This is a genomic window from Streptomyces longispororuber, from assembly GCF_014656095.1.
Taxonomy (GTDB): domain Bacteria; phylum Actinomycetota; class Actinomycetes; order Streptomycetales; family Streptomycetaceae; genus Streptomyces; species Streptomyces longispororuber.
Window position 1 is genome coordinate 1 of the sequence record NZ_BNBT01000088.1, and the last position, 22,803, is coordinate 22,803.

Genomic DNA, 22,803 nt, shown 5'->3' on the forward strand with positions numbered 1-22,803 from the left:
GGGCCCAGCGGCCTTCTGCGCCCCGCCCGGGGGGCGCCCCGCAAGGGGCGCGGGGAACTGCGCGAGCAACCGGCGACGGCCCGCGGAGGCCGAGGGCGCGGAACCCGGCAGACGCATCTGCCCGAGACCGCGCCATGGGCGGCTGCGGGGCCGCCGTGGTCGGTCGCGCAGTTCCCCGCGCCCCTGACGGGGCGCACGGTCCCCCGGCCCGACGGGGCGGGCCCCCGAGTGGGCCCGCGCCCCCGCGGGGGGCGCTACCTGCGCTCACAGCGAACAGTTGCCCTTGCGGGATTCCCCGGCGGGGGCCGCGCGTTAGGGTCCATGAGTACGGGGGCAGTGGAGTCGTTGCCCTCAGAACGAAGATGCTGAGACGGCCGGTGCCGTCAGAGACGAGCAGGTGGATACGTGACGAATCTGATGCCCAAAGCAGCCGGTGAGCCGTCCATCGGTGGTGGCCTCGGCGACCATGTGTACAACCGGCTGCTCGGCGAGCGCATCGTCTTCCTCGGCCAGCAGGTCGACGACGACATCGCGAACAAGATCACGGCGCAGATGCTCCTCCTCGCGGCCGACCCGACGAAGGACATCTACCTCTACATCAACAGCCCCGGCGGCTCGGTGACCGCCGGCATGGCGATCTACGACACCATGCAGTACATCCCGAACGACGTGGTCACCATCGGCATGGGCATGGCCGCCTCCATGGGCCAGTTCCTGCTGACCGGCGGCACCGCCGGCAAGCGCTTCGCCCTGCCGCACACCGACATCCTGATGCACCAGGGCTCCGCCGGCATCGGCGGTACGGCCTCGGACGTCAAGATCCAGGCCGAGTACCTGCTGCGGACGAAGCGGCGCATGGCCGAGATCACGGCCCGCCACTCCGGCCAGACGGTCGAGACGATCATCCGCGACGGCGACCGCGACCGCTGGTTCACCACCGAGGAGGCCAAGGAGTACGGCCTCATCGACGAGATCATCAGCGCCGCTTCCGGTGTTCCGGGCGGCGGCGGCACGGGGGCCTGAGAAGGCGTCCCAGAGGGCCCGTGGAGGCCCTCGACCGGGGCCGTGCCCGCCACCAGGGACCGCCCCAGCCGATCAAGCCCACGCTCATCACCAGGACGGAACACCTCAGATGAACAGCTTCCCCGCCAGCGGCCAGGCCGCGGGCCTGCACACCGGCCCCCAGGTGGACAACCGTTACGTGATCCCGCGCTTCGTCGAGCGCACCTCGCAGGGCGTGCGCGAGTACGACCCGTACGCGAAGCTCTTCGAGGAGCGCGTGATCTTCCTCGGCGTCCAGATCGACGACGCCTCCGCCAATGACGTCATGGCGCAGCTCCTGTGCCTGGAGTCGATGGACCCCGACCGCGACATCTCGGTCTACATCAACAGCCCGGGCGGCTCGTTCACGGCCCTCACGGCCATCTACGACACGATGCAGTTCGTGAAGCCCGACATCCAGACGGTCTGCATGGGCCAGGCGTCCTCCGCGGCCGCCGTGCTGCTCGCCGCGGGCACCCCCGGCAAGCGCATGGCCCTGCCCAACGCCCGCGTGCTGATCCACCAGCCGTCCGGCGGCACCGGTCGTGAGCAGCTCTCCGACCTGGAGATCGCGGCCAACGAGATCCTGCGCATGCGCACCCAGCTCGAGGAGATGCTGGCCAAGCACTCCACCACGCCGATCGAGAAGATCCGCGAGGACATCGAGCGCGACAAGATCCTCACGGCCGAGGACGCGCTGGCGTACGGCCTGGTCGACCAGATCATCTCCACCCGCAAGATGAATAACTCCGCGGTCGCCTGATCACCGTCCGGTCACACCGCAGCACCATCCGCCCGCCCCTTGGCACGGTCCGCGCGGCCCGCTCAGGCCCGTGGCGATCTGCGCCGTTTCGTGGGTCTTCGTAGTTCGTTCGACGTGCGTTCGTCGTTCCGCGTCACAGCGAACCGCGCCAAGGGGGGCCCGAACGGGGGGCCAGGCAAGGTACCGTCGGATACAAGGCACCAGGAGCCGCTGGACCATCGGCGTCTCCCAGGCGAAGGGGAAGCACACCGTGGCACGCATCGGTGACGGCGGCGATCTGCTCAAGTGCTCGTTCTGTGGCAAGAGCCAGAAGCAGGTCAAGAAGCTCATCGCAGGCCCCGGCGTGTACATCTGCGATGAGTGCATCGATCTCTGCAACGAGATCATCGAGGAGGAGCTCGCCGAGACGAGCGAGGTCCGCTGGGAGGAACTGCCCAAGCCCCGCGAGATCTACGAGTTCCTCGAGGGGTACGTAGTCGGCCAGGAGCCCGCCAAGAAGGCCCTCTCCGTCGCCGTCTACAACCACTACAAGCGCGTCCAGGCCGGGGAGAACGGCGGCGCGGGAGCCCGCGAGGACGCCATCGAGCTGGCGAAGTCCAACATCCTGCTGCTCGGCCCCACCGGCTCCGGCAAGACGCTGCTCGCCCAGACGCTCGCCCGCATGCTGAACGTCCCCTTCGCCATCGCGGACGCGACGGCCCTCACGGAGGCGGGCTATGTCGGCGAGGACGTGGAGAACATCCTCCTCAAGCTCATCCAGGCCGCCGACTACGACGTCAAGAAGGCCGAGACGGGCATCATCTACATCGACGAGATCGACAAGGTCGCCCGGAAGAGCGAGAACCCGTCGATCACGCGCGACGTGTCGGGCGAAGGCGTCCAGCAGGCCCTGCTGAAGATCCTGGAGGGCACCACGGCCTCCGTGCCGCCGCAGGGCGGCCGCAAGCACCCGCACCAGGAGTTCATCCAGATCGACACGACGAACGTGCTGTTCATCGTGGGCGGCGCCTTCGCCGGCCTGGAGAAGATCATCGAGGCCCGGGCGGGCGCCAAGGGCATCGGCTTCGGCGCCACCATCCGCTCCAAGCGGGAGCTGGAGGAGAAGGACCAGTTCGAGGACATCATGCCGGAGGACCTGGTGAAGTTCGGGATGATCCCGGAGTTCATCGGCCGACTCCCCGTCATCACCTCGGTCCACAACCTCGACCGCGAGGCGCTGCTCCAGATCCTCGTCGAGCCGCGCAACGCCCTGGTGAAGCAGTACCAGCGCCTCTTCGAACTCGACGGCGTGGAGCTGGACTTCGAGCGCGGCGCCCTGGAGGCCATCGCGGACCAGGCCATCCTGCGCCAGACCGGCGCGCGCGGCCTGCGCGCCATCATGGAGGAGGTCCTCCAGTCGGTGATGTACGAGGTGCCGTCCCGCAAGGACGTGGCCCGCGTCGTCATCACGGCGGACGTCGTCCACTCGAACGTGAACCCGACGCTGGTGCCGCGCGAGGCGCGCGGGCCGGGCGCAGGGGAGCAGAAGTCCGCGTAGACCGCGCGGCGGTACCTGAACGGCCGAGGGCGCCGGGCGAGACGACTCGCCCGGCGCCCTCGTCGGTGCCGCGGTGACCGATCCCGGAAGACCCCGGGGTCAGATCTTGACGCGGACCTCCTTGCGGAACTTGGCCGCGGTGGACGCGCCCTCCTCCAGGTCGGGCGACTTGCCGCCGAGCGCGCCCGCGACATCCGTGCTGATCACGACGCCGATGGTGCTCTTGTCGCCCCAGATGCACACCGGCATCTTCATCTCCTTGGGGCTCTGGGACCCCGCCGACGACGAGCCGGCGCCCGAACCCATCTCGAGCTTCATCTCCTGGCACTTCATGATCGCGCCGTCCAGCTCGGAGGGGTTGTACGACTTGGGGTCACCGACCGGTGTGAGCTTCTGGCCGCTGCTGCTGGAGGAGCTCTCCTCGGAGAAGCCGTTCTGCGCCCGCGTGAACATGTAGTCCACGACCTTCTCCGGGTTTTCGATGTCGCCGTAGAGGCCGTTGAACTGGATCATCTTCCGGGCCAGCGGGTTGTCGTCGCTGCCCGACTGGTACTGGCCGGAGACGTCCTTGGCGTTCTTCACGCCGTTCTGCTCGGCCTTCTGGCGGCCCTCAGGGCTCATGCGGTCCTCTTTGGACTGCTTCTTGGTGTAGTCGCCGAGGACGGTCGCGGGCATCGTCAGCTTGTGCGGCCCGTCGTCCTTGACCGTGCCCGAGCCGCTCCCGTCGCTGCCGCCGAGGACGAAGTACGCGCCGACGCCGATCGCCGCGACCACGGCCACCGCGCCGATGATCGCGCCCGTCTTCTTGCCCCCGCCGCCTCCGCTCGGCGGGGGCGGGACCTGCCCGTAGGGGGCCTGCTGGCCGTACGGCGGCTGCGGCTGGCCGTACGGGGCGCCCGGCTGGCCGTAGGGCGGCTGCTGCGGCGGGACGCCCTGCGGGGGCTGCTGCGGGTAGCCGTAGCTCGGCTGCTGGGGGGCCTGCTGCGGGTAGCCGTAGCCGGGCTGCGGGGCCTGGGGCGGCTGCCCGTAGGGGCCGGGCTGCTGGGGCTGCCCGCCGCCGTACGGGCCGGGCTGCTGCGGCTGCTGGCCGCCGTACGGGCCCGGCTGGTGGTAGCTCATGAGTGGGGGTTCCCTCCGTTACTGCTACTGCTGTTTCGTACGCGTCGCGCGCGTCACTTCTTCACGCGGGCCGCTTCGCGGTACTTCGCCGCGAGCTCCGCGACCTCGTCCGCGGACTTGCCCTTGCCGCCGGAGATGAACGCGGCGGCGTCCGCGGCGGTGACCATGCCGAAGGTGCTGTGGTCGGCCCAGGCGCAGACCGGGATCTCCATGCTCTTGCCGTCGTCGGAGATCTTGACGCTCTGGCACTTCATCAGCGCGTTGTCGAGGCCGTCGGGGGACACCGACTCGGGGCTGCCCTGCCAGGTGGCCTCTCCCTTGTCGCCGCCGCTGTCCTTCCGCGTCTCCTCGTGCATCTTGTCGAACGCCTTGTCGACGGTCTTCTCCGGGTCGCTGATCTCGCCCCACATGCCGGCGACGTTCAGGCCCTTCGTCTTGAGCCCGGTGCCGACCTTGTAGTCCGCCTTCTCCTGCTCCGCGTTCTTGATCCCGATCGCGGCGGCGTCCTCCTCGTCGGCGTCGCCCAGCGGGCCGCCGCCGGAGGAGGACGAGTCGTTCTTCTGGTACTCGCCGACCGACGCCGGGGACACCAGCTTGTGCGGTCCGTCGTCCGTGACCGAGGCGGAGCCGCCGTCGTCGCTGCCGCCGAACAGGAAGAACGCGCCCGCGCCGACCGCGACCACGGCCACCACGGCGCCGATCACCAGACCCGTCCTCTTGCCGCCGCCTCCACCCGGCGGCGGGGGCGGCGGGACCTGCCCGTAGGGGGCCTGCTGGCCGTACGGTGCCTGCGGCTGGCCGTACGGGGCGCCCGGCTGGCCGTAGGGCGGCTGCTGCGGCGGGACGCCCTGCGGGGGCTGCTGCGGGTAGCCGTAGCCGGGCGGCGGGCCCTGCGGCGGCTGGCCGTACGGGGGCTGCGCGGGCTGCCCGTAGGGGGGCTGCTGGGGCTGGCCGCCGTAGGGGCCGGGCTGCTGGCCCCCGTACGGACCCGGCTGGTTGTGGCTCATGACTGAAGCTCCCCCTCGAACGCGTGTGCGCGCCTACGTTCTCCCGCACGTTTAGGTGTTCCCGACATCCTGACCGACGCCGGGAGCGCCGTGGGCCACGGGGCGGCAACCGTTACCCAAGATTCCGGTTTCGGGACCACTCTGTGACACCCCTAAACTGGGCCCGTGACCGAGAACACTCAGCAGCAGCACCCGGCGACCACCCCCGAACTCCCGACGCAGTACGCGCCGGCCGAGGTAGAGGGGCCGCTGTACGAGCGCTGGGTGGAGCGGGGCTACTTCGACGCCGACGCGAAGAGCGACAAGGAGCCCTTCACCGTCGTCATCCCGCCGCCGAACGTCACCGGCAGCCTGCACCTGGGCCACGCCTTCGAGCACACGCTCATCGACGCCCTCACCCGCCGCAAGCGCATGCAGGGCTACGAGACCCTGTGGCAGCCCGGCATGGACCACGCGGGCATCGCCACGCAGAACGTCGTCGAGCGCGAGCTGGCCAAGGAGGGCAAGTCCCGCCACGACCTCGGCCGCGAGGCCTTCGTCGAGCGCGTGTGGCAGTGGAAGGGCGAGTCCGGCGGGCAGATCTCCGGCCAGATGCGCCGTCTCGGCGACGGCGTCGCCTGGTCCCGCGAGCGCTTCACCATGGACGAGGGCCTCTCGCAGGCCGTCCAGACCATCTTCAAGAAGCTCTACGACGACGAGCTGATCTACCGCGCCGAGCGCATCATCAACTGGTGCCCCCGCTGTCTCACCGCCATCTCGGACATCGAGGTGGAGTACCAGGACGACGACGGCGAGCTGGTGTCGATCCGGTACGGCGAGGGCGACGAGACGCTCGTCGTCGCCACCACCCGCGCCGAGACCATGCTCGGCGACACCGCCGTGGCCGTGCACCCCGAGGACGAGCGGTACAAGCACCTGGTCGGCAAGCTCATCAAGCTGCCGCTCACCGACCGCTCCATCCCGGTCGTCGCCGACGCCCACGTCGACCCCGAGTTCGGCACCGGCGCCGTGAAGGTGACCCCGGCGCACGACCCCAACGACTTCGAGATCGGCCAGCGCCACGACCTGCCGAACATCGCGGTCATGGACGAGCACGCGGTCATCACGGTGCCCGGCCCCTTCCAGGGCCTGGACCGCCTGGAGGCCCGCTCCACCATCGTCGCCGCGCTGCGCGCCGAGGGCCGCATCGTCGCCGAGAAGCGCCCGTACACGCACTCCGTGGGCCACTGCTCGCGCTGCAAGACCACCATCGAGCCGCGCCTGTCCATGCAGTGGTGGGTCAAGGTCGGCCCGCTCGCCAAGGCCGCCGGCGACGCGGTCCGCGACGGCCGGGTGAAGATCCACCCGCAGGAGATGGAGAAGCGCTACTTCGACTGGGTCGACAACCTCCACGACTGGTGCATCTCGCGCCAGCTCTGGTGGGGCCACCGCATCCCGGTCTGGTACGGCCCGAACGGCGAGGTCGTCTGCGTCGGCCCCGACGAGGAGCCGCCGGCGGGCGAGGGCTGGACGCAGGACACCGACGTCCTCGACACCTGGTTCTCCTCCGGCCTGTGGCCGTTCTCCACGCTCGGCTGGCCGGAGCGGACCGAGAGCCTCGCGAAGTTCTACCCGAACTCCGTCCTGGTCACCGGCTACGACATCCTCTTCTTCTGGGTCGCCCGGATGATGATGTTCGGCCTGTACGCGATGGACGGCACCCCGCCGTTCCACACCATCGCCCTGCACGGCATGGTCCGCGACCAGTTCGGCAAGAAGATGTCGAAGTCCTTCGGGAACGCGGTCAACCCGCTGGACTGGATGGACAAGTACGGCTCCGACGCCCTGCGCTTCACCCTCGCGCGCGGCGCCAACCCCGGCGTCGACGTGCCGATCGGCGAGGACTGGGTCCAGGGCTCGCGCAACTTCGCCAACAAGATCTGGAACGCGACCCGCTTCGCGCTGATGAACGGCGCCACCGTCGAGGGCCCGCTGCCGGAGGCCGCCGAGATGTCGGCGACCGACCGCTGGATCCTCTCCCGCCTGAACACCGTGGTCGCCGAAGTCGACGCGTACTACGAGGACTTCCAGTTCGCGAAGCTCTCCGACGCGCTGTTCCACTTCGCCTGGGACGAGGTCTTCGACTGGTACGTGGAGCTGTCCAAGACCACGTTCCAGGCGGGCGGCCCCGCCGCCGAGGTCAGCAAGCGCGTCCTCGGCGAGGTCCTCGACGTCACGCTGCGCCTGCTCCACCCGGTCGTGCCGTTCGTGACCGAGACCCTGTGGACCACGCTGACCGGCGGCGAGTCGGTCGTCGTCGCCGAGTGGCCGGCCGACTCCGGCTTCCGTGACGCGGGCGCCGAGAAGGAGATCGCCTCCGTCCAGGACCTGGTCACCGAGGTCCGCCGGTTCCGCGCCGACCAGGGCCTCCAGCCCGGCCAGAAGGTCCCGGCCCGCCTCACCCTGGACGGCACGCCGTTCGCCCCGCACGAGGCCGCCGTCCGCCAGCTCCTGCGCCTCCAGCCGGAGGGCGAGAGCTTCGCGGCCACGGCGACGCTGCCGGTCGCGGGCGCCACGGTCGCGCTCGACCTGTCGGGCACGATCGACGTGGCGGCGGAGCGCAAGCGGCTGGCCAAGGACCTGGCCGCCGCGCAGAAGGAGCGCCAGCAGGCCGAGGCCAAGCTGGGCAACGAGGCGTTCCTCGCCAAGGCCCCGGACCACGTGGTCGACAAGATCCGCGGCCGTCTCGCCAAGGCCGAGGAGGACATCGCCCGCCTCCAGGCACAGCTCGACAACCTCCCGGCGGCGTAAGGCGGTTCGCCCCGCCGACAGGCGAAAGCGCCCGGAACTCACTGGAGTTCCGGGCGCTTTCCGCGAACGCCCCGAGCGGGGGACGGCGCGACCAGTCACGACGGACCCGCGGGCGGCCGAAGGCCGTCGCGGCGCCCAGGCGGAGCGCCTACGCCTCCGTCGCGACCGGCCCCGTGCCGACCGCCTCCGCGTTGCGCCGCGTCTTCGCCCAGCCGTTGCGGCCGCGCAGCAGCCGCAGGAAGCCGCGCGCCGACACGACGAACACGTGGTACGCGTACAGCCACAGCGCGAGCCCCCACAGCAGCCCGGTGAGCCGGGAGCGGCCGGGCGCGACATCACGGCGGTAGAGCGGGCCCCAGGCCACGAACGGCAGGACCGACAGCGCGCACAGGGCGAGGATCAGCGGCCACGCGCCGAGGAACGCGTCGCGCATCGAGCCGCCGAGCACCACCGCGCCCAGCAGCAGCACGCTCAGCACCAGCGTCGCGACGTGCGCGAGGGGCTGCATGAACGTGTACAGGGTCTCCAGGACGCCGCGGCCCGAGTAGTGCCGGGAGGCGACGATGCGCGGCGCGTACCGCACGCACTGGAGGTTGCCCTGGGCCCAGCGGGTGCGCTGGGTGAGGAAGCGGCGCAGCCGCGGCAGGCCCTCCTGCGAGACGTGGGTGTCGGCGATGTGCGCGATCCGGTAGCCGCCGAGGATCATGTGCAGGCCCAGCTCGTAGTCCTCCAGGAGCGCGTCGCGCTGCCAGGGGCGGCGCTCGGCGGCCGCGATGTGGTCGAGCGCGGTGAGCCGCGTGAACTGGCCGTTGCCGCCCAGGCCCACCGACCCGGTGCGGCCGCGCAGGAGCTGCATGCCCGCGTTGGACACCGCGAACTCCATGTCCTGCATGCGCACGAGCAGCCGGGCCGCGGCGTTGGCGAGGCGCCCCCGCTCGGGCAGCGGCGGCCGCTCCTCGTCGACGTTCCGCATCCGTACGCTCACCTGTACGCCGCCCACGTCGGGGTCGCCGAACCCGGCGGGGCCGCTGACGCGTGCGAGCGCGTCCGGCGCGAGCCGCCCGTCGGCGTCCACGACGCACACGACGGCCCGGTCCCGGTCGGTGTCCTCGGGCAGGTACGCGTTCAGGGCGGCGTACGCGGAGTTCAGCGCGGCGCCCTTGCCGACGCGGGCGTCGGGCCTGCGCCGCGACACCAGGTGCACGTGCGGGTCGTCCGCGGCGAGCGCGGTGACGACGGCGGCCGTCGCGTCGTCGCTGTCGTCGTCGACGACCCACACGTGCCCGGCGGGGAAGTCGGCCCGCAACTGGGCGACGGTCGTGCCGATGACGGTCTCCTCGTCCCGGCACGGCACGAAGAAGTGCCAGGTGAACGCGGTGGGGTCGGCCGGGGCTGCCTCCGGGCGGCGCGTGTAGGCGTGGCGGGCGCCGGCCCAGTACAGCAGGAAGCAGGCGAGGAGGAAGAAGGGCAGGGCGTAGAGGAAGGCGTACGGGGTGAGCATGGGGGCGGTCCTTGTGCGGGGCCTTACGGCGGCGGGCCGGGCGGTGGGGGAGGTCGGGGCTACGCCGCGAGGTTGAGGTCCGGCTCGTGGCCGGCGCGGCCCGCGGCCACCGCCGCGAGGAGGACGGCGATGCGCTGCGAGGCGAGCCCGTCGCCGAACGGGGACGGCCGCTCGGCGAGGCTCCGCAGCCCGGCCGGGCCCGCCGCGAGGCGGCGCCGCACGGCCCGGCCGATCTCCCGCCCCGGGGCGACGAGCTCGGCGAACCCGGCGGCCATGGCCTCGGGCCGCTCCGTGGACCGGCGCACGACGACGAGGGGCCGCCCGAGGACGGTGGTCTCCTCCTGGACGCCGCCGGAGTCGGAGACGATGACGGCCGCGTGCCGGGCGAGGGCCAGGAACTCGCCGTAGCCGAGGGGCGCGAGCTCGGTCAGCGGGGCGAGCAGGTGCGTCAGCCCGGCCGCCTCGATCCGGGCGCGGGTGCGCGGGTGCACGGTGAAGAGGACCGGCAGCTCGGCCGCGAGGGAGGCCAGCTCGCGCAGGATGGCGGCGAGCGCGGCGGGGTCGTCGGTGTTCTCGGGCCGGTGCGCGGTGGCGAGGACGTAGCGGTCGGCGGTGACGCCGTACGCGGCGAGCAGCGCGGCGCGCTCGCCGGCCGCGGGCAGGTGCTCGTGGACGGCCTCGACGACGGTGTTGCCGGTGACGGTGATCCGCCCGGCCGGGACGGACTCGGCGCGCAGCAGGTCGCGGTTGTCGTCGGTGGCCGCGCACAGCACGTCGGCGAGCTGGTCGATGACGACCCGGTTGTGCTCCTCCGGCATGGCCCGGTCGTGGCTGCGCAGCCCGGCCTCGACGTGGACGAGCGGGATCGAGCGGGCGTTCGCGGCGAGCGCCCCCGCCAGGGCGGCGTTGGTGTCGCCCTGCACCACCACGGCCAGCGGCGGCCGCTCGGCGAACAGGGCGTCGAGCTGGGCCAGCGCGGCGGAGACCTGCACGGCGCGGGGCTTGCCGCCGACCCCGTCGAGCAGGGTCGGCTCGGGCAGGCCCAGCTCGGTGAGGAACCGGCCGGAGAGCGCGGCGTCGTAGTGCTGGCCGGTGTGCACCAGGTGCGCGGCGGGGCCGAGGATGCGGACCAGGTGGGCGACCTTCACCAGCTCGGGGCGGGTGCCGATGACGATCGCGACGGAGCGGGGCGGGAGGGGGGCGTGCAACGGGGCTCCTGGCAGGGGGAGGCGGGCTGGCGGTACGCAGGAGCGTGCGGGGCCTGGGTTGCGGGGGTGGCTCGCCTTCGGTTGCGCCTCGGTTGCGGCGGCCGCCGCCGCGGAGGTTCAGGGCCTAGGCCCCGGCCCGTACGACCCGGCACGGCGGGACCTTGGTCCCTGCCGGGGGCTCCCCATGCCCGCCCCTTTCCCGAAACCAGGGGCTGCCGCCCCTGGACCCGGCTTCATCGGCGCTCCGCGCCTCGTCCTCAATCGCCGGACGGGCTAGGGATAGCCCGTCCGGCGATTGAGGACGAGCGCGTCAGCGCGATATGGGGGTCCAGGGGGCGGAGCCCCTTGGTTTCGGGAAGGGGCGGGGTGGGGGAGAGCCCCCGGCAGGGCCCCGGCCCTCAGGCCTCGCCGCGGTAGCGGTAGCCGAGCCCCCGCACGGACTCCAGGGGATCACCGCCCTGGCCCACGGCCAGCTTCCGCCGCAGCCGCAGCACAGCGAACTTCACCCGCTCCCGCCCCGCCCCCGCGGGCTCGTCCCAGACGAGGTCCAGGAGCTGCTCGGTGGTGACGACCCGCCCCCGGTTGCGGACGAGCACCTCCAGGAGCCGGTACTCGATCGCGCTGAGCCGCGTCTCGTGGCCCTGCCAGACGGCCGACCGCCGCTCGGGCACGAGCCGCAGCCCGGCCTCGACGTAGTCGCCGCGCCACTGCTCCGGGGTGGAGCGCCGCAGCAGCGCCTCGACGCGGGCGAGCAGCTCCAGGTGGTCGAAGGGCTTGCACAGGTAGTCGTCGGCGCCCGAGCGCAGCCCGCGGACGCGTTCGGCGGGGCTGGTGCGGCCGGAGAGGATGAGGACGGGCAGGTCGGTGAGGTCGCGGGTGCGGTCGAGGACCTCCCAGCCGTCCAGGCCGGGCAGCACCAGGTCCAGGACCATGAGGGCGGGCCGCCGGGCGAAGAGCAGCTTGAGCGCGGTCTGCCCGTCGGCTGCGGTGACCACCTCGTACCCGGCGCGGGTGAACAGGACCCGCAGCGCGAGCCCGAGGTCGGGGTCGTCCTCGACGAGCAGCAGCCGGGTCATGCCGGCCCGGCCCCGGACGACCCGGCCCCGACCGGCCCGCCGCTGGACGGCCCGCCGCTCCCGGCCCCGGGCGGCCCGCCCAGCGGCAGCCACACCTCGACGCCCGTCCCGTGGCCCTCGTCGCCGTGGACGGCGACCGTGCCGGAGTGCAGCCGTACGGCGTCACGGACGACGCTCAGGCCGAGGCCGGTGCCGGGGTAGGGGCCGCGGCGGGCGTTCGGCGCGCGGACGAACTCGGTGAAGACCTCGTCCTGGAACTCCTTCGGGATGCCGATGCCGCTGTCGGTGACGCTGATGAGCCAACCGGACGGCGCGGGTGGCGGGGACGGCTCGGACGACGGGGACGGCTCGGACGGGGGGAGCGCCTGGGACGAGGGGAGCGCCTGGGACGCCTCGACGTCACCGGGGCGCGGGCACGGCCGGGCGGTGACGGCGACGGTGCCGCCTGCGGGGGTGAACTTCACCGCGTTGTCGAGCAGCGCGGTCAGCGCCCGCTCCAGCGCGTCGGCGTCGGCGAGAAGCGGCGGCCGCTCGCCGCCGGGCACGTCGAGGGTGACGAAGACGCCGTCGCGGGTGGCCCACGGCGTGACGTCGTGCACCAGGCGGGTCAGCAGGGGGACCGGGTCGAGCGGCGCGAAGGCCGGCGGGGCGCCGCCCGCGGCCTGCGCGTACCGGTGCAGGAGGCCGTCGGCCATGTCCCGCATCCGGGTCGCGGCGCGCCGGACGGTGTCGAGGTACTCGCCGCGCGGTTCGCCGAGGGCGCCGAGCGCGGGGTCGGCGAGCAGCTCGCAGAAGGTGAGCACGGTGGCCAGCGGGGTGCGCAGCTCGTGCGAGGTGCGGGCGGCGAACTCGGCCCGGTCGCGGGCCAGTTCCCCGAGCCGGTCGATGTGCCGGTGCAGCTCGGCCTCGTACCGGCGCTGCTCGGTGACGTCCTCGACGAGCCACAGGACGCCGAGGCGCCGGCCGTCCGCGTCGAGGGGCTGCCGACTGCGGCGCAGCACCCGGCCGTCGCGCAGCCGGATCTCGGCCCTGCGGACGAACTCGCCGCGCGGCCCCCGCACCGACGGCAGGCCGTCCGGCAGCAGCCGGGCCACGGCGTCCGCGACGGCCCCGGCGTCCGCGCCCGCGGAGGTGTCCACGCCGCGCAGCCCGAACACCTCAACGAACTGCGGGTTCGCCGCGACGATCCGGCCGTCGTCCCCGACGAGCAGCGCGCCCAGCGGCACGGCGCGCAGCACGGCCGCGCAGCAGGGGGCGTGCAGGCCCGGCGGCTCGCTCTCCACGCGGCGGGCTCAGCCGGCGAACTCGGTGATGAGCGGCCCGAGGGGTTCCGCGCCGGGCGCCGGGTCGAGGCCGAGCCGCTCCAGCTCGGCGTCGGCGAGCGCGTCGAGCGTGCGCGGGTCGGCGTTGCGCCAGCCCTCGGCGAGGCTGCCGGGGGTGGCGTCCGGCAGGGCGGCGGCGGTCGCGGCCACCTCGTCGAGGGGGCGCAGCAGGGCGCGCAGGGCGAGCAGTTCGCGCCCGTTGGCGGAGCCCGCGAGCTCGCTGGCGGTGGCCGCCTGGCGCACCCAGCGCAGCCGGCGCGGCAGCCAGGCGGCCAGGACGGGTGCGATGGGCAGCAGGAACAGGGCGGCGGCGGCCACGGCGAACGTGGCGCGCAGCGTCACCGGGTCGATGGTATCGACGAAGCCGACCACCGAGCGCAGCGCGGCCCCGACGTCGTCCCCGACGACGGGCAGCCGGGCGGCGGGGGACCGGGAGGAGGCGACGCCCGTGTCGGGACCGGGCCGACTGAGCAGCACGGCCAGCCGGTAGGCGACGACGGCGGCGACGGTCCACAGCACGGTCCACGCCAGCGCGGCCGCGTCCCCGAGGAACTGACGGGTCCGACGACCCGGATCTTGGGCATACCACATGGTCCGATTGGAACCCCGGCCCACCCGGACGCGGGGCAGCCGCGCCGGTGAGTACACCTGTTGTCGTACGGCAGGGGGCCGACGGGGGCGCGCGTGCGCCCGCGCTCCCGTACGAGGCGGGCGGGGGTGTTCGGCTGGAATGGGGCCGGACGGGGCGAGTGGTGTGTTCCCCGGAACCGGGCAGGGAGGTTCGTGTGGTGGCGCGTGTGTACGTGTGTGCGTGCGGACGCCGTGGCCGTGGGTGCTGCCGCCCGGGGCTTCGACTCGGGGGCTTGCGCGGGTGAGTGCCGGGGCTGGGGGGCGCCCGTACGAGGTGGGGGGCGTTCGTCCGGGCGGGGTGGGGCGTTTCTCGGGAGCGGGTGGGCGAGGGCGTTTCTCGGGAGCGGGCGGGGGTGTTTGGGCGTGGCGCGTGTGCTTGTGCTTGTGCGGGTGCCGGGGTTGTGGCGTGGCCGTCCGTGATGTCGTCTCGGGGGCTCGCGTGGCGGGCGTCCGGGGCGCGAGCGGGCGAGCATCGAGTGCTCGTGGTCGTCGTCACGGCCGCCGTGGCCGCGGGGCTGGTGCGTTCGGTGCGCGATCCCGGTGATGATGGAGGGGCTATGCACGACCGGCCCGCCGCTGTCACGGCGCTCAGCCAGGCGGTGGCCGCGGGCCGCCGCCTCGCTCGGCGTTGCACACGCGAACCCCGTGCGCTGGACGTCCTGACCGCCCTGGCCTGCCTCGCGCTGATGGCCCTGGACGTGCCGGGCCTGGCCGCCGCCGACAACTCGCTGAGCGGGGTCACGGCCGCGCTCGTCCTCGCGGCGGGCGCGGCGACGCTGCTGCTCCGGCGGGTCGTGCCCTGGGTGCCGTACCTGGTCGCGCTGGGGCTGCTCGGGTGGCTGCACGAGCTGACGCTGGCGCAGTTCGCCCTGTACTCGCTGGCGCGCTACCGGGGCCGGGCCGCCGCCGCGGCGGGCGTGGTCGGCTACATCTCGTTCGCGTACGTGATGTTCAACCTGCCGGGCTGGCCGGTGCACAGGGGGGACACGCTCGCCGAGTTCCTCAGCCTGGTCGTACCGATCGGGGCGCTCGCGGCCGGGGTGGGCGTGGCCGCCAACCGGCAGGACCTCGTCCGGGCGCTCCAGGCCCAGCGGGCCGAGACCGAGACGCTGCACGCGGTGCAGCGCGAGCGGGACCGCATCGCGCGCGACGTGCACGACTTCGTGGGCCGCGAGCTGACGCTGCTCAGCGTCCGCTCGCAGGTGCTGGCGCGGCGGGCGGCGGGCAGCCCGTACGAGGAGGGCTTCGAGGAGCTGTCGGAGACCGCGCGCTCCGCGCACCGGCTGCTGAACGAGATCATCATCCAGCGCGACGTGGCCGGCCGCCCCACTCCCGGCCTGGAGGCCCTCCCCGGCCTGGCCGAGAGCAGCCGCCGCGCGGGCAGCCCGGTCGACCTCGCCGTCGACGCCGCCGCGTACCGGCTCTCGCCGCTGCGGCAGGCGGCGGTGCACCGGGTGGTCCAGGAGTGCCTCACGAACGCGGCGAAGCACGCGCCCGGGGCGGAGGTGAAGGTACGGGTGACGGTCCGCGAGGGCCGCCTCCGGGTGAGCGTCCGCAACGCGCTGCCCGTGGGGGCGCCGGGAGCCCCGCAGGAGCCACGGCCCGCCGCCACCGGCGAGACCGCGGACCAGGCCGCCACCGCCGCCCCGCCGCCCGTGTCCGCGGGGACCGGCACCGCGGGGATGGGGGAGCGGGTGTGGACACTCGGCGGCACGTTCGCCGCCGGCCCGCGAGCGGACCACTACGAGGTCACGGCGGACCTCCCGCTCGACGACCAGACTTGAGACGCCGGACTCCGCTCAGGACACCACCCGGCCGCCAGGCGGGGTGGCCGGGGGGCTTCAGGGGCACGGCCGCGACCTGGTCGGTGGGGCTGTACGGGCGGGTGGGTGGGGAAGGCACAGGACGCTCGGCGGAGGATTGCAGGGGGCTCGGGGGCGGTGGGCCCGGCCGCCACCTGGTCGCCGGGGCCGCACGGGCGGGTGGGTGGGAAAGGCTTGCGGCGCAGCCAAGCAGCCAAGCAGCCACAGCTCATCAGGCCCGCACCACCACAGACCCCCGGACCGCCCCGGACCAAGAACCGGGGCCAGGGGCAAGGCCCCGTCCCCCCGCCCGGCCCGAGGGCTACGCCGCGGACATCACCCGCTCCAACCCCTCGAAGTCCTCCACGCACTTCCCGCACCCCAGCGCCACGCTGTCCAGCGGATCCTCCGCCACGAAGACCGGAATCCCCGTGGCGGACGCCAGCCGCAGGTCGAGGCCGGGCAGCAGCGCCCCGCCCCCGGTCAGCACGATGCCGTGCTCCATGACGTCCCCGGACAGCTCGGGCGGGCACTCCTCCAGCGTGGCCCGCACCGCGGCGATGACGGCCTCGACGGGCTCGTCGAGCGCGGCCCGCACCTCCCGCACGGTGAGGTCCACGGTCTTGGGCAGACCGCGCACCTTCTCCCGCCCCCGCACCGTGAACGTGCGCATCTCGAAAGCGTCCTCACCGGGCACCGGCCACGCCGAACCGATGGCGACCTTGATGTCCTCGGCGGTGCGCTCGCCGATGAGGAGGGCGTGCTCCTTGCGGACGTAGTCGGTGATCGCGGCGTCGAGCCGGTCGCCGCCCACCCGCAGGGACTGGGCGGTGACGATGCCGCCGAGGGAGATCACGGCGACCTCCGTGGTGCCGCCGCCGATGTCGACGACCATGGAGCCCCGCGGCTCGGCGACGGGCAGCCCCGCGCCGATCGCCGCGGCCATCGGCTCCTCCACGAGGTGCACGGCCCGCGCCCCGGCCCGCTGCGAGGCGTGCACGATGGCGCGCCGCTCGACGGGCGTGACCCCGCTGGGCACGCACACCACCATGCGGGTACGCGGCCGGCGACCCGGCACGGCCTTGCGCACGAAGTGCCGGATCATCTCCTCGGCCGCCTCGTAGTCGCTGATCACGCCGTCCTTGAGGGGACGGATCGCGGTGATGGAGCCGGGGGTGCGGCCGATGGTCTCCTTGGCCTCCGTCCCGACGGCGAGCGCGCCGCGGGCGCCCTCCTTGACGGCGACCACGGACGGTTCGTTGAGCACGATGCCCTGACCGCGGACGTACAGAAGCGTGTTGGCGGTACCGAGGTCGATCCCTATGTCCATGATCGCCAAGTTTGCCGGGTCCCCCAGGACGACGGAGGGACCAAGGTCCCGAAACGGACAGGCCCAAAGTCCCGAGGCCGGGGTCACAGCCCGTCCGGCGCTTGAGGACGAGGCGCGAAGCGCCAAAGAAAGGGGGAAAGGGGCGAAGCCCCCTATACGACCCCACCCCTCGGGCGCCCACGCCAGAACCCGCCTCCGTAGACTGGCGTACGTGAGCCACCTCCCTCCGCACGACAACCCGCACGACGACGACGAGAGCGGCGCGGCCGACTCCTCCGTCCGGCCCGACGAGTTCGACGAGATCGTCGCGGCCGAGACCGACCGCGACCCGGACCTCGCCGTGATCGAGGCGGGCAGCCGTACCCTGCGCACCCAGGCGGGCCCGCCGCAGGCCGACGTACCGGCCCGCCCCGCCGACCCGGAGGTGGACCGGGCGCTGCGCGAGGCCGAGGCGGAGCTCATGGCCCGCTGGCCCGAGACCAAGCTGGACCCCACCCTGAGCCGCATCGCCGCGCTGATGGACGTCCTGGGCGACCCGCAGCACGCGTACCCGTCGATCCACATCACGGGCACCAACGGCAAGACGTCCACGGCCCGCATGGTCGAGGCCCTCCTCGGCGCCTTCGAGCTGCGCACCGGGCGCTACACCTCCCCGCACGTGCAGTCGATCACCGAGCGCATCAGCCTGGACGGCGCCCCGATCGCCGCCGAGCGCTTCGTGGAGGCGTACCAGGACATCAAGCCGTACGTGGAGCTGATCGACGCCAAGGAGGAGCACCGGCTCTCCTTCTTCGAGGTGCTCACCGGCATGGCGTACGCGGCCTTCGCGGACGCCCCGGTCGACGTCGCCGTCGTCGAGGTCGGCATGGGCGGCACCTGGGACGCCACGAACGTCATCGACGGCACGGTCTCCGTCGTCACCCCCATCGACCTGGACCACACCGACCGGCTCGGCACCACGCACGCGGAGATCGCCACCGAGAAGTCCGGCGTCATCAAGCAGGACGCGACGGTCATCCTGGCCCAGCAGCCGGTCGAGGCCGCGCAGGTGCTGCTGAAGAAGGCCGTCGACGTCGACGCCACCGTCGCCCGCGAGGGGCTGGAGTTCGGGGTCGTGGGCCGCCGGGTCGCCGTCGGCGGCCAGCTCCTCACGCTGCGCGGGCTCGGCGGCGAGTACGAGGAGGTGTTCCTGCCGCTGCACGGCGAGCACCAGGCGCACAACGCGGCGGTGGCGCTCGCCGCCGTCGAGGCGTTCTTCGGCGTCGGCGCGCAGCGCGCGGAGCCGCTGGACATCGAGACCGTCCGCAAGGCCTTCGCCACGGTCACCTCGCCGGGCCGCCTGGAGGTCGTACGCCGCTCGCCGACCGTCGTCCTGGACGCCGCGCACAACCCCGCCGGGGCCCGCGTCGCCGCCGCCGCGATCAGCGAGGTCTTCGACTTCAGCCGGCTGATCGGCGTGCTCGGCGTGAGCGACGGCAAGAACGCGCGCGGGATGCTGGAGGCCTTCGAGCCGATCCTCGCCGAGGTCGTCGTCACGCAGAACTCCAGCGACCGGGCGCTCGGCGCGGACGAGCTCGCGGCCCTCGCCGTCGAGGTCTTCGGCGACGACCGCGTCCAGGTCGAGCCGCGTATGGACGACGCCCTGGAGGCGGCGATCACCCTCGCGGAGGAGGAGGGCGAGTTCGCGGGCGGCGGCGTCCTGGTCACCGGCTCCGTCATCACCGTCGGCGAGGCCCGACTGCTCCTGGGGAGGGGCTGACCGCTGTGCGTACGCTCTGTTCGTCCACCCTGATCGGCGAGTTCCTCGTCATCGGCTTCGCCGGTCTGGTCGCCATGAAGGACCCGGACCTGGAGGTGGGCACCGTCTGGACGGTGTGCGGGGTCGCCATGGCGCTGTCCCTGCTGCTGTGCGGCATGGTCACCCGGCCCGGCGGCGTCCAGCTCGGCTGGGCGCTGCAGATCGCGCTGATCGTGAGCGGGTTCGTGGTGCCGATGATGTTCGTGATGGGGGCGATGTTCGCCGCCCTGTGGTGGGCGTCGGTGCACTTCGGGCGGAAGGTCGACGAAGCCAAGGCGCGGTTTGCCGCGCTGGCTGAGCAGGGGGAGGGCTCCGGGGGCTGAGCCCCCTGGGCCCCGGGGGGCTTGTCGCGCTGCGCGCTCGTCCTCAGGCGCCGGACGGGCTGGTTGGTCTGCGGGCTTGTGTCGTCGGGTGCGGGTCGTCTGCTGTTCATCGCGCTGCGCGCTCGTCCTCAAGCGCCGGACGGGCTGGATTCGTAGCTGGGTTCGTCCGGGCTCGGGGGAGGCGCCGGATGGGGTGGGAGCTGTCGGGGTTCCCGTCGACGGGACGCATCCCGTAACCGAGGCCGTTCGCGGAGGGCGGTCTCGGTCCGGGTTACTCACCCGGTGGCCACCCTCCGTAGTGGTCCCGGTATCGTGCGGACCCATCGCATGTGATCGTGAAGACACCCGCTTGGAGCCGCACACCATGAGCCAGCGCACGCTCGTCCTTCTCAAGCCCGACACGGTCCGCCGTGGTCTGATCGGGGAGGTCATCGGCCGTATCGAGCGCAAGGCGGGCTGGACCATCTCCGCGCTGGAGCTGCGCAGCCTAGACCAGGAGACGCTGGAGTCGCACTACGGCGAGCACAAGGGCAAGCCCTTCTACGAGCCGCTGGTGGCGTTCATGTCCTCCGGGCCCGTCGTCGCCCTCGTGGTCGAGGGCGAGCGCGTGATCGAGGGCATGCGGCAGCTCGCCGGGCCGACCGACCCGATCGCCGCCGCCCCCGGCTCCATCCGCGGCGACTTCGGCACCATCGTCCGCGAGAACCTCCTGCACGCCTCCGACTCCGAGGAGTCCGCCGCGCGCGAGCTGAAGATCTTCTTCCCGGGGCTCGCCTGACCCCCGGTGCGGTGGTGCCGGTCCCCCCGACGCCCTGGGCCTGACACGCCGTCAGCCGTACGCGTCGGGAGAGGGCGCCGGCGACCTCCCCGCTGACCAGGGACGGCCGAAGGAATTCGGCCGTCCTTTTGTCATATGCGCCCCATTCGGGGGAACCCCCGCCACGGATGGCACGTCTCCAAGAGCGGGGCGGCCCATCATCTGCTGACAATGGCGGAGACCCTCGCGCCGTGCGCGTGCGGGCGAGACTACGATGGAAGCCTCCACGCCACACAGCACCCACCTCGCCTACCTAACAAGCCATCACACGCTCCACTAGGGAAGGCCAGACGCATCCTCATGGGGAACAACATGTCGTTCATCGGCCGTGACATGGCTGTCGACCTCGGGACCGCCAACACGCTGGTGTACGTCAGGGGTCGGGGGATCGTACTCAACGAGCCGTCCGTCGTCGCGATCAACACCAACACCGGCGGCATCCTCGCGGTCGGGGCCGAAGCGAAGAAGATGATCGGGCGCACGCCGGGCAACATCGTCGCGGTGCGCCCGCTGAAGGACGGCGTCATCGCCGACTTCGAGATCACCGAGCGGATGCTCCGCTACTTCATCCTGAAGATCCACAAGCGTCGCTACCTGGCCCGCCCGCGCGTCGTCGTCTGTGTGCCCTCCGGTATCACCGGGGTCGAGCGCCGCGCCGTCATCGAGGCCTCCTCGCAGGCCGGAGCCCGCCAGGTGCACATCATCGAGGAGCCCATGGCCGCGGCCATCGGCTCCGGCCTGCCCGTGCACGAGGCCACGGGCAACATGGTGGTGGACATCGGCGGCGGCACCACCGAGGTCGCCGTCATCTCCCTCGGCGGAATCGTCACGGCACAGTCCATCCGCGTCGCGGGCGACGAGCTGGACAACGCGATCATCCAGCACATCAAGAAGGAGTACTCCCTCCTCCTCGGTGAGCGCACGGCGGAGCAGATCAAGATCACCATCGGCTCCGCGTACGACATGGACGCCGACGAGCACACCGAGATCCGCGGCCGTGACCTGGTCTCCGGCCTGCCCAAGACCGTGGTCATCTCCGCGGCCGAGGTCCGCAAGGCCATCGAGGAGCCGGTCAACGCCATCGTCGACGCGGTCAAGACCACGCTCGACAAGTGCCCGCCGGAGCTCTCCGGCGACGTCATGGACCGCGGCATCGTCCTGACCGGCGGCGGCGCGCTCCTGCGCGGCCTGGACGAGCGGCTGCGCCGCGAGACGGGCATGCCGATCCACATCGCCGAGGACCCGCTCGACAGCGTGGCGCTCGGCTCGGGCAAGTGCGTCGAGGAGTTCGAGGCGCTCCAGCAGGTGCTGGACGCCCAGCCGCGCAGATGACCTGACGTGAAAGGATCCGCCGTACGAGTGCCTGCCGCCTCGTACGGCGGATCGTTGATATGGAAACACCACCCACCGGACCCGCCGCCCGCGCCCCGCGCCGCGTACGCCGTACCCGGCGCACCGCCCGGGCGACCCCGGTGACCACCGAGCACCAGCAGAAACACCCGTACCGCACCACCGGGGAACACCCGCACCGCACCACTCAGGAACACCAGCAGCACCGGGAAACACCGCTTCACCGACGGAACCCCCCGCACCACCGAGAACAACCGAGAACAACCGAGAACCCCTGCAATGCCGCACGACCCCGCGCAACACCGAGAAACGGCGAGAGTCCACAATTCCGCGCGCACTCGCCCGCGCGCGGTTTCATAGATTTCCGCTCAGTAGATTTCCGTAGATTCCGACTTGAGGAAGGCACGGCCGCCGCACGTGAGGGACACACGAGAGAGCCGGCTGCTCCTGGTGCTGCTGATCGCCATCGCGTTCGCACTGATCACGGTGGACATCCGCGGCGGTGAGGACTCACCGGTCGACGGTGCCCGACGGGCCGCCGCCACCGTCTTCGGCCCGGTCGAGGACGGCATGGCCGGTGCCGTGGACCCGATCGGCAACGCCATCGGCGCGGTCCGCGACTCCGGCGACCGCCACGACCGCATCGCGCAGCTCGAGCGGGAGAACGCCGCGCTGAAGGCCAAGCTCGGCAGCGACGACCGCAACCGCAGCCGGGTCAAGCAGCTCGACGACCTGCTGAAGAAGGCGGGCGCCGGCCAGTACGGCATCAAGGGCGCCGAGGTCATCGGCATAGGAGCCGCCCAGGGCTTCTCCTGGACCGTCACCATCGACGCCGGGGCCAACGACGGCATCAAGCGCGACATGACGGTCCTCAACGGCGACGGCCTGGTCGGCCGCGTCACCACCGTCGGCCCGTCCACCGCGACCGTGCTGCTCGCCAACGACCCCGACTTCACCGTCGGCACCCGCATGGAGAAGACCGACGAGCTCGGCTTCGCCTCCGGCCAGGGCGACCGGCCGCTGCGCGTCCAGATGCTCAACGGCAAGGCCAAGGTCAAGAAGGGCGACCGGCTGGTGACCTTCGGCTCACAGGCCGACAAGCCGTTCGTGCCCGGCGTCCCGGTCGGCGAGGTCGTCCGCATCGACCCCTCCCGCGGCGACCTGACCCGCAACGTGTACGTCCGGCCGTACGCCGGGTTCACCCGGCTCGACGTCGTCGGCGTCGTCGTGGAGGCCCCCCGCAAGGACCCGCGCGACACCGTCCTGCCGCCCCGGCCCAAGAAGCCCAAGCCCGCCCCGACCGTGACGGTCACCGCCACGCCCTCCGGACAGGCCCCGGCCGACGGAGCCGACGGCACCGAGCAGAACGAGCAGTAGGAGCACTGACAC

General features: G+C 72.7%; 18 protein-coding genes. 10 read left to right on the top strand and 8 right to left on the bottom strand.

Annotated elements, in window-relative coordinates:
* Positions 1–417 precede the first annotated feature (417 nt).
* From IE330_RS24180 to clpX, 3 genes are all read left to right on the top strand, one after another.
* Positions 418–1,023: an ATP-dependent Clp protease proteolytic subunit gene (locus tag IE330_RS24180; protein WP_190138233.1), complete on the top strand. Its 606-nt coding sequence runs from the start codon at positions 418–420 to the stop codon at positions 1,021–1,023.
* Positions 1,024–1,132: 109 nt separating this feature from the next.
* Positions 1,133–1,804: an ATP-dependent Clp protease proteolytic subunit gene (locus IE330_RS24185; protein WP_229925880.1), complete on the top strand. Its 672-nt coding sequence runs from the start codon at positions 1,133–1,135 to the stop codon at positions 1,802–1,804.
* A 250-nt stretch (positions 1,805–2,054) separates the two neighbouring features.
* Positions 2,055–3,341, top strand: a complete 1,287-nt coding sequence (gene clpX / locus IE330_RS24190; protein ID WP_190138209.1) for an ATP-dependent Clp protease ATP-binding subunit ClpX — start codon at positions 2,055–2,057, stop codon at positions 3,339–3,341.
* 99 nt (positions 3,342–3,440) lie between these two features.
* Here the strand turns inward: clpX and IE330_RS24195 are convergent, their stop codons facing one another.
* Together IE330_RS24195 and IE330_RS24200 are read right to left on the bottom strand one after the other, a co-directional pair.
* Positions 3,441–4,460 (bottom strand): hypothetical protein, encoded by a 1,020-nt coding sequence (locus IE330_RS24195; RefSeq protein ID WP_190138210.1) that lies wholly within the window; start codon positions 4,458–4,460, stop codon positions 3,441–3,443.
* Between the two features lie 53 nt (positions 4,461–4,513).
* A complete protein-coding gene (locus IE330_RS24200) occupies positions 4,514–5,467 on the bottom strand; it encodes a hypothetical protein (protein ID WP_190138211.1) in 954 nt (317 codons plus the stop codon).
* A gap of 165 nt (positions 5,468–5,632) precedes the next feature.
* Here IE330_RS24200 and IE330_RS24205 point away from each other — a divergent pair, with 165 nt between their 5' ends.
* Entirely contained in the window at positions 5,633–8,257 is a 2,625-nt protein-coding gene (locus IE330_RS24205) for a valine--tRNA ligase (protein WP_190138212.1), read from the top strand.
* Between the two features lie 148 nt (positions 8,258–8,405).
* On the opposite strand, the gene IE330_RS24210 is transcribed toward IE330_RS24205, so the two are convergent.
* The 5 genes from IE330_RS24210 to IE330_RS24230 all read right to left on the bottom strand — a co-directional run bounded on the left by IE330_RS24210 (position 8,406) and on the right by IE330_RS24230 (position 13,955).
* On the bottom strand, positions 8,406–9,758 hold the full coding sequence (locus tag IE330_RS24210) for an XrtP-associated glycosyltransferase (protein ID WP_190138213.1): 1,353 nt from the start codon (positions 9,756–9,758) through the stop codon (positions 8,406–8,408).
* A gap of 59 nt (positions 9,759–9,817) precedes the next feature.
* A complete protein-coding gene (gene wecB, locus IE330_RS24215) occupies positions 9,818–10,966 on the bottom strand; it encodes a non-hydrolyzing UDP-N-acetylglucosamine 2-epimerase (RefSeq protein ID WP_190138214.1) in 1,149 nt (382 codons plus the stop codon).
* A gap of 398 nt (positions 10,967–11,364) precedes the next feature.
* Complete coding sequence (locus IE330_RS24220; protein ID WP_190138215.1) at positions 11,365–12,042, bottom strand: response regulator transcription factor; 678 nt, start codon at positions 12,040–12,042, stop codon at positions 11,365–11,367.
* The gene (locus tag IE330_RS24225; RefSeq protein WP_190138216.1) at positions 12,039–13,325 is read right to left on the bottom strand and encodes a PAS domain-containing sensor histidine kinase; all 1,287 of its coding nucleotides are present in this window, start codon (positions 13,323–13,325) and stop codon (positions 12,039–12,041) included. The genes IE330_RS24220 and IE330_RS24225 overlap by 4 nt, the downstream gene beginning before the upstream one ends.
* Positions 13,326–13,334: 9 nt before the next feature.
* A complete protein-coding gene (locus IE330_RS24230; RefSeq protein WP_190138217.1) occupies positions 13,335–13,955 on the bottom strand; it encodes a hypothetical protein in 621 nt (206 codons plus the stop codon).
* A 596-nt stretch (positions 13,956–14,551) separates the two neighbouring features.
* Between IE330_RS24230 and IE330_RS24235 the strand changes: the two genes are divergently transcribed.
* Complete coding sequence (locus IE330_RS24235) at positions 14,552–15,778, top strand: sensor histidine kinase (RefSeq protein ID WP_190138218.1); 1,227 nt, start codon at positions 14,552–14,554, stop codon at positions 15,776–15,778.
* Between the two features lie 340 nt (positions 15,779–16,118).
* Here IE330_RS24235 and IE330_RS24240 read toward each other — a convergent pair whose 3' ends face one another.
* Positions 16,119–17,126 (bottom strand): rod shape-determining protein, encoded by a 1,008-nt coding sequence (locus tag IE330_RS24240; RefSeq protein WP_190138219.1) that lies wholly within the window; start codon positions 17,124–17,126, stop codon positions 16,119–16,121.
* 211 nt (positions 17,127–17,337) lie between these two features.
* Between IE330_RS24240 and folC the strand changes: the two genes are divergently transcribed.
* The 5 genes from folC (at position 17,338) to mreC (ending at position 22,791) form a co-directional block, all read left to right on the top strand.
* Positions 17,338–18,885 carry a bifunctional tetrahydrofolate synthase/dihydrofolate synthase gene (folC, locus tag IE330_RS24245; RefSeq protein WP_190138220.1) on the top strand — a complete coding sequence of 516 codons (1,548 nt, stop codon included), beginning with the start codon at positions 17,338–17,340 and terminating at the stop codon, positions 18,883–18,885.
* 5 nt (positions 18,886–18,890) lie between these two features.
* Complete coding sequence (locus tag IE330_RS24250) at positions 18,891–19,247, top strand: DUF4233 domain-containing protein (protein WP_190138221.1); 357 nt, start codon at positions 18,891–18,893, stop codon at positions 19,245–19,247.
* Between the two features lie 364 nt (positions 19,248–19,611).
* Positions 19,612–20,025, top strand: coding sequence for a nucleoside-diphosphate kinase (gene ndk, locus IE330_RS24255; protein ID WP_190138222.1), 414 nt, complete (start codon positions 19,612–19,614; stop codon positions 20,023–20,025).
* A 351-nt stretch (positions 20,026–20,376) separates the two neighbouring features.
* Positions 20,377–21,396, top strand: coding sequence for a rod shape-determining protein (locus IE330_RS24260; RefSeq protein WP_030362602.1), 1,020 nt, complete (start codon positions 20,377–20,379; stop codon positions 21,394–21,396).
* Positions 21,397–21,831: 435 nt separating this feature from the next.
* Entirely contained in the window at positions 21,832–22,791 is a 960-nt protein-coding gene (gene mreC / locus IE330_RS24265; RefSeq protein ID WP_190138223.1) for a rod shape-determining protein MreC, read from the top strand.
* Positions 22,792–22,803 lie beyond the last annotated feature (12 nt).